Origin of the sequence: Algibacillus agarilyticus, from assembly GCF_003286125.1 — a bacterium.
GTDB lineage: Bacteria > Pseudomonadota > Gammaproteobacteria > Enterobacterales > Alteromonadaceae > Algibacillus > Algibacillus agarilyticus.
On the sequence record NZ_QMED01000001.1, the window covers coordinates 111825 to 127653 of the forward strand.

Genomic DNA, 15829 nt, shown 5'->3' on the forward strand with positions numbered 1-15829 from the left:
TAAACAGAAGTCTGTTCTTATGCATCTCACTTCACTGTTATTCTTTATCATAGTGAAGTAAGATGATTTTAAAGTGAGTTAATCATAAATAACAATCATAGCAAAACGTGTCTACCGAAAAATTAGCTTAAATCGACTTGATCACCTTTTGATTCAAGCCAAGTTTTACGATCACCTGAACGCTTTTTAGCTAATAACATGTCCATTAATTCATTAGTCGCTTCTTGTTCATCAATCGTAAGCTGAATTAAGCGACGCGTATTAGGGTCCATTGTCGTTTCACGCAATTGTAATGGATTCATCTCACCTAAACCTTTAAAGCGTTGAACATTAACTTTACCGCGCTTTTTCTCTGCTTCAATGCGATCTAAAATACCTTGTTTTTCACTTTCGTCTAACGCGTAATAGACCTCTTTACCCACATCAATACGATAAAGTGGCGGCATGGCAACAAACACATGACCTTGCTCAACTAGCGTTTTAAAATGACGCATAAATAACGCACATAATAATGTAGCGATATGTAATCCATCCGAGTCAGCATCGGCTAAGATACAAATTTTGCCATAGCGGAGTGAAGATAAGTCAGCTGAATCAGGGTCAATACCTAATGCAACGGATATGTCATGTATTTCTTGTGAAGATAAAATTTGTCCAGATTCAACTTCCCAGGTATTTAAAATTTTACCTCGTAAAGGCATAACCGCCTGAAATTCACGATCTCGGGCTTGCTTTGCAGAGCCGCCAGCAGAATCACCTTCAACCAGAAATAATTCACCCAATGCAGGATCTTGAGAAGTACAATCGGTTAATTTACCGGGTAAAGCCGGACCCGACGTGATTTTTTTACGGACGACTTTTTTAGCCGCCCGCATACGTCGTTGTGCATTGCTGATAAAATTTTCAACAAGTTGTTCAGCCACGTCGGTATGTTCATTCAACCATAAACTGAAAGCGTCTTTGACTACACCCGAGACAAAAGCAGAGCATTGTCGAGATGATAAACGCTCTTTGGTTTGTCCCGCGAACTGAGGGTCTTGCATTTTAACAGACAAAATATAAGCACAACGATCCCAAATATCATCTGGCGTTAACTTAACACCTCGAGGTATTAGGTTTCTAAATTCACAAAACTCACGAACTGCATCAAGTAAGCCTTGGCGTAAACCATTTACATGTGTGCCGCCTTGAGCCGTAGGGATCAAGTTAACATAACTTTCAGCTAAGCCTTCACCACCTTCAGGTAACCATGCAACGGCCCAATCAGCACCTTCTGTCGAGCTACTAAATTTACCCACAAAAGGATATTCAGGTAATGAGATATAATCTTTTATTGATTCAATTAAATAATCGGTTAAACCATCTTCATAAAACCATTTGTAGGTTTTACTACCAACTTTATCTATAAATTCGATAGTTAAACCAGGACACAAAACGGCTTTGGCTTTTAAATTATGAATCAAGCGAGAAACAGAGAATTTAGCCGTGTCAAAGTAACTCGCATCAGGCCAAAAATGCACACTTGTTCCTGTGTTACGTTTACCACAAGTACCAGTAACCGATAAATCAGTCACTTTATCACCATTTTCAAAGGCCATTTCATGCACTTGGCCATCACGCCTAACGGTTACTTGAACGCGAGTGGAAAGCGCATTTACCACCGAAATACCGACCCCATGTAAACCACCGGAAAATTGGTAGTTGTCATTCGAGAACTTACCGCCCGCATGTAATTTGGTAAAAATCAATTCAATGCCTGGTATACCTTCCTCAGGATGAATATCAATTGGCATGCCTCGACCATCATCAATAACTTCAAGTGATTGATCGGTGTTTAAAATAACTTTAATGCTTGTAGCATGACCAGCCATTGCTTCATCAACAGAGTTATCAATAACTTCTTGACCCAGGTGATTAGGCCTCATGGTGTCTGTGTACATACCTGGACGACGGCGAACCGGCTCTAATCCATTTAAAACTTCTATTGCTTCTGCATTATAATTTTGCGTTGTCATATTTTTATTTCTTTTTCAACTTTCGGTAACGAACTTTGCCTGCCAGTAGCAAGATAATACTTAAATTATCAAAACAATATTCAGGCTAACGCTAAGCGTAACAACTAATGGCATGTTGGTTTTTTCTTTGCCATTTATCAACAGCTAATAAAACGCTAATTAAGATATTTTATCAAGCCTTCGCGTAAAATACTCGACGATATCAGGTAAAAATCGTTCATATTGCTGAAATGCATGATCTCCACCTTCTTCTATGGTGAAACGGCAACCTTTATATTTATTAACAGCATCTTGATAATTTAATGTCTCATCTGCCGTTTGCACTAGTACCCATAAAGGTAAAACAGGTACTAAAGGCACTTCAAATGACTTAAGTTCATTATTAAAATCTGGCGTCACGACAAAGGTTTCTTGTGTATAGGGGTGCACATGTTCACCAAAGTAATCTTCTAATAAAATATAGGGATAGGCAGCCGGATTAATTAATACCGCAGGTAAATTTAATTGATAACTACACCAAGCTGCAAAGTACCCCCCTAAAGAACTCCCCACAACCCCGATTAATTCATTTTTGTGCTCAACCAATATATCGGTGAGTTCTTTTTTAACCACTGCCGGATCATTGGGTAGTTGTGGCATAACGATGCCGAGTTCAGGGTAATGCTGAGTGAGATAGGCTTTCGTTTGTTGCGCTTTAACTGAATTAGGCGAACTTAAAAAACCATGTAGATAAAGAATTTTATTTTTCATAACCAAACCGTATTAACGAGTAAGTCGCCATTACTTTGTAGAACTAATTCATTTAAGCCAGGTGTTAAACGGCCGATTTCAAATGCAGGACGATCATGTAAATATTCAATGCTAGTGGCAGGGCATGCGTATACATCAACATCCATAAAACGATAATGTCGACTAGAATGGATATGACCATGCACAATTGATTTTTTATTCGGTAAAGCCGATAACCAGTTCATAAATTCATCATCATATTCAGCTATATACTTGTCCATAAAGCTATGACAAGGCTGTAAATGATGATGCAAAACAACTAAAGTAAATAAAGACGAAAGATTCGGTAATTGTTTAATCTTTTGATTATCAATTAACCCTTTTGCTTGCATCGGTATAGTAGAATCAACATGTACTAAAGCCCAGTCACCCAGTAAAAACGGCCATTGCCAACTAAAAACAGGGGCCGTTAAATACGTTTGCATTAACACCTTGTCATCGTGGTTACCAGCGATACAGATGAAAGGAAGCTGCCAATCATAGTCCGCAATTACCTTGTTTAATAAGGTGTATGTCTCAGGCGTAATCTCTTGTACAAGATCGCCTGTAATCAAAATAGCGTGATACTGATGCTGGCGCAGAAAAAGATAATCAAGCGCGGTAGTTAAATTAACGAATGGGTTTGCCCCTTCATAACACGCTTTAGGGTCGGATAATAAATGAAGATCAGATAGCTGAGCGATAGAATATTGAGTCACGTTTAGCTTCGTATATTTAATGGCAAAGGCACCGCCATCCCATGTTTTAAACTAAATTTAAGCCAATCATTTAAAAAAACATTATTTTGTGTTTTTTCGTCTTTTTGCAGCATGCGTTTATTGGGGTAATCATAACTAGGCTGTATGCGGCCAATATTCTTATTTTTAACAACTTCGGCAAGTTTAGCATCGTGATACACCCTTATTTGCAATAAAGGCTGTAACAAAGCAGGTAAACTGGCTGATAGCTGGCGCATCTCTATTAAATTAGTGTATTTAGCACATTCTATAATCTTGATTTGATAGACCAACTGCTGACTCGTTTCAAACTGCACGGTCGATAGGGCTTCATGCCAATTTTGCACAAGTTGATCTAACATTTGATAGTTTTGCTCATGCAAAGCTGATAATTGTATCAAACTAGGCACATATCTATTGCTAAAGGCAATCAATTTATAACCACGCTTCTCTGATCTTAGCTAAATTAAGTTCAAGCCATTGTAATGAAATAATCGTTGCTGCATTTTCGATTTGGCCAGTATTCATATAGTGTAGTGCTTGTTCACGAGAAACGACATGTACCTTTATATCTTCATCTTCATAATCTAAGCCACAAATATGTCCGGCTTTACTGGCATCAACTTGACCAACATACGTAAAAATACGCTCAGACGTGCCACCCGCACTCGATAAATAATTAACCATTGGCGTTAAGTTTTTTAAACTTAAACCGGACTCTTCTTCCGTTTCACGGTGTGCTACAGCTTCAACTTCTTCTCCTGGTTCAATCATGCCGCCAACGAGCTCAAGCATCCAAGGTTGTTGGCTATTTGCAATGCACCCAATTCGAATTTGTTCAAGCAAGACAATTTGATCACGCTCTACATCATAAGGCAATACAACAACGGCATCGCCTCTTTCAAATAATTCACGCTCAACACTGCCAGACCAGCCGCCGGCAAATAACTTGTGCTTAAATGTCACTTTGTTGATATTAAAAAAGCCATCGTACAATCTTTCTTTTTGTTCAATAACGACATCGTCTTCTGTAAAACTGAAAAGACTATTAGCAGAATCTTGCATACAAAAACCTTAATATTCTGACGTTGATAGAAAATATTTGTTGATTTAACCTATTTCAGTGCCAAGCGATTAAACTTTATATAAACTCCGCTTTAAATAAACCGCTTGGTGATCTAGACTCACTGCTCGAACAAGCGATATAACATATTCATTTCAGGATAGAAAAATATGAACAAAACACTTTCATGGAGTGTTCCAGCAGCGCTAGTTAGCTTACTGGCCATGCCAAGCCAAGCCGAAAATTTAATCGATGTATATCAACTCGCTGAAAAAAACGATCCTATCATACAAGAAGCTAAAGCCAATTATTTATCTACTTTAAAATCCCTCGATATTTCGCGCTCAAGCTTACTACCTCAACTGCAAGGCAGTATTGCTTACAATGATAGCGATAGCGACTATAGCCAAACATCATCGGCAGGCATCAGTCTTACACAGCAATTATATCATCACGATAGCTGGCTTAACTTATCTCTAACTGAAAAATCAATAAAACAAGCTGAACTTAATTATCAAGATGTAGAACAATCTTTAATTCTTAGAACCGTCGAAGCCTACTTATCTATCTTAAAAGCCAAAGACAACGTCGAATTTGTTATCGCCGAGAAAAAAGCATTTGCCCGTCAATTAGAGCAAACTAAACAGCGTTTTAGCGTTGGTTTAACCGCAATCACGGATGTACACGAAGCTCAAGCACAATTTGATAGCGTGATCGCGCGAGAAATTACAGCGAATAATGAAGTCGAATTTGCTTTAGAAAACCTTCGAGCCCTGACTGGCCACTATATAAACAATCTGAATGGGCTCAACACAGAGCAATTTAGCACAAATGAATTAAGCCCTAATAAACCAGAAGAATGGGTCAAATTAGCACAAAATGGCAGTAAAACGTTGTTAGCTCAAAAAATAGCTAAAGATATTGCGCATAAAAAAATTGATATTAGTCATGCCGATCACTTACCGACAGCCGATTTCAACGCCGGATACGGTTGGTCTAGTTTAGAAACGGTTAATGGCGATATCAGTGGCACCGGTGTTAATTGGGGCGTATCAGTTTCAGTACCTATTTTTTCAGGTGGCAGAACATCAGCACTGACAGAACAAGCCCGTGAAGCTTATGTTGCGGCCTCACAACGCTTAGAGTATACGTTTAGAACCACACAACGCGATGTCCGCAACTCATTTAACGAAGTGAAAGCCACCGTTTCACGCTTAAAAGCCCTTAATCAAACAGTTATATCGACTCAAAGCGCGTTAAAAGCAACAGAAGCCGGCTTTGAAGTGGGTACACGAACGATTGTTGATGTGCTTAATAGCACTAAGGGTTTATTTGAAGCTAAACGTAATTTAGCGGACGCTCGCTATAATTACATATTATCGGTTTTAAATTTAAAGAAATCGGCGGGCGTACTCCAGCCCATTGATATCAAAGACGTTAACCGAGGTTTAGCACAAGGCTAAATCATATTTATATGCCTAAGTCAGAAGCAAGTGCCAGGTTCACTTGCTTCTATACCCTAGGGCGTGTTTATCACCTTAACTTAACGATTTGATGTTTACCGGCCTCATTACCAACCATTTATTTAAAACACTAATACAACATAAGAATTAAGATAAGCAAGACAATATCTAATTCAACCCACCTCAGCTAGTATCTAATCTTCAATTAAGTAATAATAAACACGTCTATACGTAATTTATTGGAGTTAAACATGCAACAATCAAGTAAAATCTCAACCCTCATCTCTGGTATTGTTTTACTCACCTTCTCTAGTTTCTCATATGCAGAAGAAGAAAAATCGTGGTGGCAACTTACAAAGAATTATGTAAGTGAATCGCTAAATATTTTTAATGAAGAAACGGAAGAAGTCACCACTGATATTACTGAAGGCTCTAAAGAATTAATGGGTGACATTAAAGATAAAAGTGGTCAACTTTGGGATAAAAGTAAAGAAAAATCAAAAGAAACTTGGCAAGATATCAAAGAAGGTAGCGAGCCTGCAATTGACAAGACAAAAGAAGTAAGTAATGACTTACTTAACAAAGCAAAAGAATTAGTTAAAACTGAAGAAAAGAAAGACGTTATTTAGTTTTAAATAAGCTATCACTATAAAAACAGTAGCCAATGTTACCGTTTATATATAGTCTTCTCGCTCAGGTTTTATGGTTTATTGTCAGCGCTTACTCGCCCCAATCACATAGTAGAGCATATGCTCATGGCGTCTCGAAGCTTGCCTGCATGGATGCAGGTAAGGGGCGAGAGCAGGACGCGGTAGCTTTGACAGCTTTGCTTACAGGGATGTAAGTACTTCGGTTTCGTCTGGCACGAGAAACCTGCCCTTAAAACCCGATCGCTTTGACTATATCTAAAATAGATACGGTCATATTTTCATTCAACAAACTCAATCGCTAACGTCTTTGCTTATGTAGCGCTTATCATCGATGTTGTATAAATCGATTGAAGTTGACTTACGATAATAGGCGCTGAAGGTTAGCGCATTAATGCCTGATAAAGCGTTGGATTAGATAGTTTACCGCCAGTTACTCTTCATCTTGCATTTTAAGATAGGCTTCACGAGCTTCTTTTTCAGCAAATGCCGCTTTGATCTCTTCAAGAACAGAGTCCACATCGGCTGCTGCGCTGTCATCAACAAATTGACCAGTCAATTGTGTATCCGATTTTAAATCGCCGCTTTCGTATAAATCCCACATTTCAAGCGCATATTGCGTTTGGGCTAATTCAGGGCAAAACTGAGCGTAATAATTCGTAATGTTTTCAACATCACGTATGAGCATTCTTTTAGCATTGTTATTAGCCGAAGCATCTACCGCTTGCGGTAAATCAATGATCACCGGGCCATAGGCATCAACAAGCACGTTAAACTCTGATAAATCACCATGCACGATCCCTGCACACAGCATTCTCATGACATAAACCATCATAATGGCATGATCTTCTTTAGCTTGCTCTGCATCCATGGTTACATCATTTAAACGCGGAGCTACATCGCCATCATCATCCGTTATAAGCTCCATCAATAATACGCCATCCACACAAATATAAGGTTGTGGTACTCGCACCCCCGCTCGCGTTAACGTATATAAAGCATCAACTTCGGCGTTATGCCAAGCTTCTTCTTGCTGATCACGACCGTATTTTGAGCCTTTTTCCATTGCCCGAGCACGGCGGCTGTTACGACTTTTACGCCCTTCTTGATACTGTGCCGCTTTTTTAAAACTGCGTTTGTTAGCTTCTTTATAAACTTTAGCACATTGTATTTCTTGACCACAGCGCACCATAAATACGCTTGCTTCTTTACCGCTCATGAGTTGCGACAAAACTTCGTCAATTAAACCATCATCTACGAGTGGTTGTATTCTTTTAGGTATTTTCATAAGGCGATGTTATACAGGAGTAAGATTAAAGAAGAAATATACTGGCACTTTATTTTATTGTGCACAGACAGGAAATTGACTTTGCGATCCATTATACAATTCAAAATCGCTTACAACTGATAATCAATTTCAAGAAAATCAATAACGTCAACAAGCCAATAATCATTAACAAAAGCTTGGTGTAATGGGGCTTCATTATAGGTTTGGTATGCCGTTTGATTAGCAAATTCCATCGACAAACCAAAATCAAAATTATTTTTAGTACTTATTTGGACTAAACATTCAAATTTTTCAACACCGGGGATAAGCGCTAATTCTTTTGCTTTAGCTAAAAAAGCGTCTTCTTCTGCAGAACCTGCAGCATGCTTTAATTTAAAAGCAACAGTATGTCTGATCACGAGAAAGCTCCCTACTCTCTTTATCAATATCAAAATAAATCGTTATAAAAAAGGCGATTAATTCATCGCCTTTTTTATGTAATATCCAACTCACTGCAGAATGCGTGGTTAGCGTTACTTGAGTTTCGTTATGCTAATATATACTATTCAGTCGACGATTGGGTATCCACCAGCATATCTTTGATATTTTTATTTAAACTATCAAAGCTATAGTTAGCAATTTGATACTGCCATTGACCAAATCGACTATTAAAATCATTAGCCGCTAATTCACTAGCATCATCAGTGCCTCTTGCGGTTGCACTCAACCAGCTTTTATCATTATTTTGCTTTAATTTAATCTCAAATTTGAGTCCATTAAATAAATTAACTTGAAATTGGTTTGCTAGATCCGTTTGCCAAAAATCGGCTTTAAACTCAGTAGGCGCATTCATACGTAAACCGGCTAGCGAACTCGCAAGGCTGGCTAATTCTTCACTCGGTTTAGCAACCGCATTTTTAGGCAATTCAGCTAAAGAAAAACCAACAGCTGATTGATCAGCTTTAGTTAAACTAAATCCGTCAGCACCACTTTTTTTAATCTGCTGAATATCAAGCATGGTAAATTCAGTGAATAGTTTTTTATCTATCCAACGGGTCGCACTACTAGGTGTTGTTAATGCATTATCAACAAGCCACGTTTGATCATTATTAGCAAAACGAACATATCGACCGCCACTGCTTTTTGCGGTATGACCAAGTAATAAAGTTAACGTTTGAGTATCGTTTGTTAATGCTAATTGCGTTCCCGTGTTAGCTTTACTATCCACACTCGATTGATCATTAAGCGCATTTAACCCTAACTGTCCGTGTTTCTCAGCAACCTTAGTTTTAGCTTCAATAATGCGCGCATCTTTTAATGTTTGCACAAATTGACTTAAATCTTGAATTTTAACCGGGTAATTATCCAAGTTGCTATGCTGCCAATGCACAGTGCCTTCGTCCGTTAACGCTTTTTGAGCTTGAATCACGGTGCCTGAAACATCACTTATTTTAAGAGCTGTTAAACTGGCTAAATCAAATGTCTCTATCAACGGTTTATTCGTTAATTTATTTGTCGCTTTATCATTCAGCTGCAAAATAAATGCAATAATGATAATGATTAACCCTGAAAAAATTAATGGGATCTGTTTTTTCATAATAAATGCTAACCTTTAAATTATCTCTTTACGTAATAAACGACGGCTTACAAAAGCCAATAATAAAGTCAGTAATAATGGAATTAAGCCAATATTTAAAAATTTAAGCCACGAACCAAGTGCATCAATATCTTTATTAAGTTGATGTTGCACATCTCGCAATTCTTTACGTATCTCGACTTTTTGTTTTAAAAACTGCTCTAACGCTAAACTTTGCTCATTGTTTAAGACTAAACTTTCACTATCGCCCGTTGCACCTTGCAACTGTTGTAGTTGTAATTCGGTTTCGTCTAAACGTTTTTGCAGCTCTTCTTGTTTTAAGCGAAAAGCCGCTTCAGCTTCTACTTTTAACTCTGCGACCACATCAAATGGACGAGAGAATTTTCCACGAGCGCGAATACTAATTAAATCAGAACTGCCACCCAGATTTTCGATAGCATTAGCAATAAAATCACCGTTGTTAGCAAATGGGTTTAAAATAGTCTGGCCAAAAAATGCAGACTTTTGCACCCAAAAATTATCAGCAAGCAAATCAGAATCAGTAACAACCAAAACACGAGCTTGTTCAGTTTGTTTTAGTACTTCAGTATCACTCACTGGCGCACCCTCTGCATAAGCTGATGTTAACTTACCCGCAATGCGAGCCGCTAACGTATACACGTCTCCACTCGCGGCAAAGCTGCGTTGGAATATTTGCGGATCTTGAGTGGTGGCATAAGATGAAGCGGCTATAAGTTTGGCATGTTCAGAAGAATATAATAACGGGGTAAATTCATACTCACTGCCCTCTTTAGCGCTCACAGTACCAAAAGAAGCGCCGTTAACCAATTCAAGTGACGATACAATAACATCTTGGTTATCCACATTTTGACTACCCAGACCTAAATAACCAAAGTGTTTACCTTGTCCACCCGTTGGAAAGCGAATTTCGAGCGCGACGGCAGCATCCAATACAATCTTATCGCTGCTATAATCAATACCCCAACCTTGTAATAAGTGATCAATGTCACTCGCATTGGCCCCCATCATTCCCATCGCTGATTGACTAGACACTTCTGCATGTGGGTCAACAAAAGCCACTAACGCTTTGCCTTGCATCACATATTGATCAATCGCAAATTTCAGTTCATCAGATAAGGTTTTTGGGTGCACCAACATTAATACATCAATATCAGTTGGCAACTCGGTCACCGTTGTTGATAACGACGTAACATCATACATTTCTTGTAATTGCTCATAAAAAACCCAAGGTTGCGAAGCAGGTCCTGGCATCATCGGATTAGGGTTAGGAGCGCCCGCATAAGGTAAATCGCCTAATAAAGCGACTTTTAATTTTGCTGGCGCATTGAGTTTATAAATTAATTGACTGATATCGTATTCCAAAAATTCTTCTTTTGATAAATCAAAGAAAGGAATCGTCAGCTCATCATCAAGAGAATTGCTCGCACTTAAGCCAAAGTATAAAGTTTGGCCACTCGCTCCCACTTGTGCTGCCGTTAAATTAAGGGCGGCAGCACGATCTTCAGCTTCTGAAAAGGGTTCAGGGTCAATAACATGAAGCTTAATTTTACCGGCGCTGTATAACGCATACTCTTCTAATAAACTCTGTACGCGATCGGCATAATTACGAATATGCGCTAAACCTTCTGAGTTTTCTTGTGAAAAGAAAAAATATAAATTTAATGGCTCATCGAGTTTTTCAATAATCGCTTTTGAACCCGGTGAAATTGAATAAATTTGATTTTCAGTTAAGTCTAAACGCGCTTTATCAAATAAAGTGTTGTTAATAATGACTAAACCAAAAAACAGAATAGCTAACGCACTTAAACCAATAGTTGATTGAATTTTTTTCATGATTGTCTCCTTATTCGGCTTTTTTACGTTCAATCAAGATCAGACCGGCTTTTAACCAAACCGCCATTACAATGACAAAATAAAGTACGTCTTGTAAGGCGATAACGCCTTTCACTAAGGCATCAAAATGGCTAATAAATGACAATGACGCAATGGCATCAAGCAACACACTAGGTACCACCCCTTTAAACGCGGATATCACCATCGTTGAACCACTCAACACAAACACAAAACAAACGACAACCGATAATATAAAAGCAACCACCTGAGATTTAGTTAATGCCGACATGCACACGCTAACCGCTAAAAAGCTGCCCGCCATTAACCAACTGCCAAGATAAGCAGCAAAAATAATACCGTTATCTGGATCACCTAAATAATTTACCGTGATCCATAAGGGTAAAGTCAGTAACAAAGCTAAACCTAACACCGCCCAAGCCGCTAAAAATTTACCTAACATCGCTTGCAAAGGTGTTATGGGTAATGTCATTAATAATTCAATCGTGCCACTTTTACGCTCTTCTGCCCAAGTTCGCATGGCCATCGCGGGTACAAGAAACAGATATAACCAAGGATGAAAATTAAAGAAAGGTTGCAAATCGGCTTGGCCTCTTTCGTACAAATTACCAAAATAAAAGGTAAATACACCACTTAATATTAAAAATATCGCGATAAAAACATAAGCAACCGGTGTGGCAAAAAAGCTGGAAAACTCGCGCTTAAATAAAATTTTAGTCATATTCATTTTTATACTCCTGCCGTTAATTCTCTAAACACATCATCTAAACGACCTTGCTCGGCATATAAAGCGGTCACAGGCCAATCATGCGTTTTCGCCAGCGCATAAATCGTACTGAATAAAGTATTGGCCGTCGCTTGAGGAATAACCGTAATTTGTGTCAGTTCAGCATTTTGTTTGATATCGGCAACCGACGACTCAGCCCGCAGTGGCGCAAGATCAACCGGCTCGGCAAAATGTATTGTGATCGCATTATGGAATTGCGATTTAGCTTGTAACGTTTGTGGTGAACCTTCAAATAATTTTTTTCCACCGGCAATGATCATCGCGCGATTACAAACAGCAGTCACCTCTTCTAAAATATGAGTTGAGATAATCACGATTTTATCGCTCGATAAATTTTGTATTAAACGCCGAACTTGGTGTTTTTGATTGGGATCAAGGCCATCGGTGGGTTCATCCAAAATTAATACTTTTGGATCATGAATAATAGCTTGCGCTAAGCCAACACGGCGTTTAAAACCTTTTGATAAGTTATCTATGCTCTTATGTAGTACAGATTTAAGCTCAACGCTGTTAATAACACGACGTAAACGTTCAGTTTTTTTATTACCTTGTAAACCTCTTACATCCGCAATAAAGTCGAGAAATTGCGCCACCGTCATATCACCATAAGCGGGGGCACCTTCAGGTAAGTAACCAATACTTTGTTTAATGGCCAATGGCTGGTCTTCAATATTTAAACCATCAATTTCAACAGTTCCGGCACTGGGCTGTAAAAAACCCGTGATCATCTTCATCGTTGTAGACTTACCGGCACCATTAGGCCCTAAAAAGCCGAGTATATCACCCGGTTTAAGGCTCATTGATAAATTATCGACAGCGACATAATCGCCAAAGTGTTTAGTTAAATTGTTTATCTGGATCATAGTTTTGTTGTACTTATTTGACTGAATTACCCATTAAACGAACGGTCTTTATTAACATTTACATAAATGCTTAATAAACACCCCTAGCAAAATTTATGAATTTAACTTTATTCATTTATGATAAATAAAGTTAAACCAGAACCTTGATTAAGTGACTTGAGCTAACGCTTGGCATTTAACCACAAATATCAATTATCCGACATTGTCTTAACCTTAAAGGCGTAAATAACATAAGAACGTCAAACTTTTAATGCTTTGCTTTCACTTATATATCCAAGTTATTGAACATAAAGCCTTAACAATAGAGTGAGCAATAACATAGTGAGTGCTAATACAGACCACACATTAAAGAGTCATTGATATAGAACAAAAGCAATTAATAACAGCTTATTGCGGTTCTGATTCAATAATTGGGATGCTTTTTTTTATTTTCAAGTGTAAAAAAAGAAAATTATACAACAGAGAAAAATGCGAATTAAATGCGCGATTTAAGAAAAATACAGGCAGGGGTATACAAATAAAACGAATACCAATCATGGTTAAATACGTGCTCAAGCTTAATCTAAAAAAAGAGTGAGAACCTAGAAAAAATTTATCTAAGTCGTTATAGTCTTCTCGCTCAGGTTTTAGGGTTCATTGTCAGCGCTTACTCGCCCCAATCACATAGTAGAGCATATGCTCATGGCGTCTCGAAGCTTGACGGCTTCCCCTAAAACCCGATCGCTTTGACTATATTTTTAAACGCAGCTATCGAGTTTTTATCCAGCAAAGGTAAACGGTTATTAACGACTATGGGTCTAACATGGTTATTCCATGGCTAATTCATAGGTATCAACCCATTTAACAGCATCTTGATAACACTCACCCATTTGTTCATAAGTTATCATCAATTTAGCGGCCTCTTTCGTGGTTAAATGCCAACTCCCCGCTTCATATAACTTAACGGCACGCAAGATGATATTCAGTGGGGTTTCGTTTTCGTCAACTAACGCATCCTCTATTGTTTTATCTAGCGGTAATTGCTCAATAATACTGGCCATGGGCATATCTAAAATAGCATCGAGTAATGAAAATAATCCCGATAGAAAAGCCGGCTCACTTAATTTAATATCGACATGAATAGTCAATAACTCAGCAAACCTGGCTCTTAAAATAGCAACTCTAATTAACTCTTTAGGCTTATCAAACGCCAGCACACTCGTAGTAAGCAATGAAATCAATTTGCGCATTTCTGATTCACCCAAATAAACAATAGCTTGTTTAATAGAGCCTATTTTTTCTCTAATTGGGATCGCGCCCGAGTTGATAAAACGCAACAGTTTATAACTTAGATTTAAATCTTGTTCAAAATAACGAGTTATACGTTTTACATTCAAATCATTTTTAAGCGTTTCGCGATATAAGCCTAATAATATGTGTTTATTACTTTCAACTTCTTTACGTTCACTCATCTCAGGTTTACAAAAAAAGTAACCTTGGAAGTAGTCAAAGCCCATTTTTGCCGCTTCGACTAATTCTTCTTTCGATTCTACTTTTTCAGCTAATATTTTTACGTTTTTACGTTCAGATTTTAATTGCTTAACTAAAGGCTCAATATATTTAAGCGGGGTTTGCATAATATCGAATTTAATTAATTTAACGTATTTAAAAAAACGTTCCCATTCTTCTTTATATATAAAATCGTCAAGTGCAATGTGGTAGCCTTGATGAAATAAGGTTTTACAAACTTCGTATACTTCATCAGAAGGCGATACATTTTCGAGGATCTCAATCATGACTTTTTTGTTTGGTAACATAAAAGGTAATTGTTTGATCAGGCTCTCTTCATTGAAATTGATTAACGCCGGTTTGCCCGCGGTAAAATGGTCGATCCCTTGGCTTAAGTGCGTACGCACAATGAGTTTTGATGTCGCTTCATGAGAATCAATATTAGGGAAAAAATTGTCGGGGCCATCACGAAACAATAACTCGTAAGCGACAACATGACCTTTTCGATTAAAGATGGCTTGCCTAGCGGTATACACAGACATAACGGTAATATCCCTATTAAAAAGCGAGGAGTGAGGAGACTATATTTGAGTATAGAATAAAAAAGAAAGAAGAGAGGGGTCGATGACCACTTTATATAAAGAAATAAACGCTCGCCGGTTTAAAATACCCCAAAGTGAGTTTCGATTAGATAACACAATTTACTTATTTTCTGATTAGATAACTGACGGTAATCAAAATAAGGACAAATAATAACGTGCTCTTCAAGGGCAATGGCAAACTCATCATCTAACCAATTTACTGAAATTTTAGCTTGTTGAGTTAATTTAAGGCCGTGCTGCTTACCCATTAAAATACGAATAAGCTTGTTGTTAGCATTAAAGTTTGCTGTACTAACACGACTCAGTTGACTAAACAATAAATTATGCTGGCAGTCTAATGCTAAAAGCGCATCATCTCGAAAAGCTTGCCAAGAAGCATAACACTGACGATGTTCGGCTTTTAATTCATATAAAAATTTAGCATACACATTAAATATTTTACGCCAATGATTACCCGTTTTTTCAGCGATATCGGCTACTTCCCCTTTTTGTAATACATGCATTGAGTCTAAATCGGTATATAGTGGTAAAGGCGGGCGATTAGCAATATAAACTTCAATGCTCACGGTTCGCTCACCTAGACCAACTTTATCGATATTAAGCATAAAAAGTACCGCTCATTAAGCAAATATAAAATGTGAATATAAAACTATTATTTTC

15 protein-coding genes are annotated in these 15829 nt (G+C 37.9%); 2 read left to right on the top strand and 13 right to left on the bottom strand.

The genetic code is table 11. The features are described 5' to 3' along the window. Positions 1-122: 122 nt before the first annotated feature. From parE to nudF, 5 genes are all read right to left on the bottom strand, one after another. Complete coding sequence (parE, locus tag DPX34_RS00480) at positions 123-2015, bottom strand: DNA topoisomerase IV subunit B (RefSeq protein WP_111976445.1); 1893 nt, start codon at positions 2013-2015, stop codon at positions 123-125. Positions 2016-2174: 159 nt separating this feature from the next. Continuing rightward, positions 2175-2765: a YqiA/YcfP family alpha/beta fold hydrolase gene (locus DPX34_RS00485; protein ID WP_111976446.1), complete on the bottom strand. Its 591-nt coding sequence runs from the start codon at positions 2763-2765 to the stop codon at positions 2175-2177. Next, on the bottom strand, positions 2762-3502 hold the full coding sequence (locus DPX34_RS00490) for a metallophosphoesterase family protein (protein WP_157964576.1): 741 nt from the start codon (positions 3500-3502) through the stop codon (positions 2762-2764). The genes DPX34_RS00485 and DPX34_RS00490 overlap by 4 nt, the downstream gene beginning before the upstream one ends. A 2-nt stretch (positions 3503-3504) precedes the next feature. Then, complete coding sequence (locus DPX34_RS00495) at positions 3505-3930, bottom strand: DUF1249 domain-containing protein (RefSeq protein ID WP_232824615.1); 426 nt, start codon at positions 3928-3930, stop codon at positions 3505-3507. A 25-nt stretch (positions 3931-3955) separates the two neighbouring features. After that, positions 3956-4585: an ADP-ribose diphosphatase gene (nudF, locus tag DPX34_RS00500; RefSeq protein WP_111976448.1), complete on the bottom strand. Its 630-nt coding sequence runs from the start codon at positions 4583-4585 to the stop codon at positions 3956-3958. 168 nt (positions 4586-4753) lie between these two features. On the opposite strand from nudF, the gene DPX34_RS00505 reads away from it, so the two are divergent. Beyond that, entirely contained in the window at positions 4754-6046 is a 1293-nt protein-coding gene (locus DPX34_RS00505) for a TolC family outer membrane protein (protein ID WP_111976449.1), read from the top strand. Positions 6047-6297: 251 nt separating this feature from the next. Further along, a complete protein-coding gene (locus DPX34_RS00510) occupies positions 6298-6675 on the top strand; it encodes a hypothetical protein (RefSeq protein ID WP_111976450.1) in 378 nt (125 codons plus the stop codon). A 451-nt stretch (positions 6676-7126) separates the two neighbouring features. Here the strand turns inward: DPX34_RS00510 and DPX34_RS00515 are convergent, their stop codons facing one another. The 8 genes from DPX34_RS00515 to DPX34_RS00550 all read right to left on the bottom strand — a co-directional run bounded on the left by DPX34_RS00515 (position 7127) and on the right by DPX34_RS00550 (position 15774). Next, a complete protein-coding gene (locus tag DPX34_RS00515) occupies positions 7127-7981 on the bottom strand; it encodes a PA4780 family RIO1-like protein kinase (RefSeq protein WP_111976451.1) in 855 nt (284 codons plus the stop codon). Between the two features lie 110 nt (positions 7982-8091). Further along, entirely contained in the window at positions 8092-8379 is a 288-nt protein-coding gene (locus DPX34_RS00520) for a Dabb family protein (RefSeq protein WP_111976452.1), read from the bottom strand. Positions 8380-8522: 143 nt separating this feature from the next. Beyond that, entirely contained in the window at positions 8523-9557 is a 1035-nt protein-coding gene (locus DPX34_RS00525; protein ID WP_111976453.1) for a DUF4340 domain-containing protein, read from the bottom strand. Between the two features lie 15 nt (positions 9558-9572). Further along, positions 9573-11411 carry a GldG family protein gene (locus tag DPX34_RS00530; protein WP_111976454.1) on the bottom strand — a complete coding sequence of 613 codons (1839 nt, stop codon included), beginning with the start codon at positions 11409-11411 and terminating at the stop codon, positions 9573-9575. 10 nt (positions 11412-11421) lie between these two features. After that, positions 11422-12156: an ABC transporter permease subunit gene (locus DPX34_RS00535; RefSeq protein ID WP_111976455.1), complete on the bottom strand. Its 735-nt coding sequence runs from the start codon at positions 12154-12156 to the stop codon at positions 11422-11424. Between the two features lie 2 nt (positions 12157-12158). Further along, complete coding sequence (locus DPX34_RS00540; RefSeq protein WP_111976456.1) at positions 12159-13079, bottom strand: ABC transporter ATP-binding protein; 921 nt, start codon at positions 13077-13079, stop codon at positions 12159-12161. An 806-nt stretch (positions 13080-13885) separates the two neighbouring features. Beyond that, a complete protein-coding gene (locus DPX34_RS00545) occupies positions 13886-15109 on the bottom strand; it encodes an EAL and HDOD domain-containing protein (RefSeq protein ID WP_111976457.1) in 1224 nt (407 codons plus the stop codon). A gap of 119 nt (positions 15110-15228) precedes the next feature. Then, positions 15229-15774: a DUF6942 family protein gene (locus DPX34_RS00550; RefSeq protein ID WP_111976458.1), complete on the bottom strand. Its 546-nt coding sequence runs from the start codon at positions 15772-15774 to the stop codon at positions 15229-15231. Between the last annotated feature and the right edge of the window lie 55 nt (positions 15775-15829).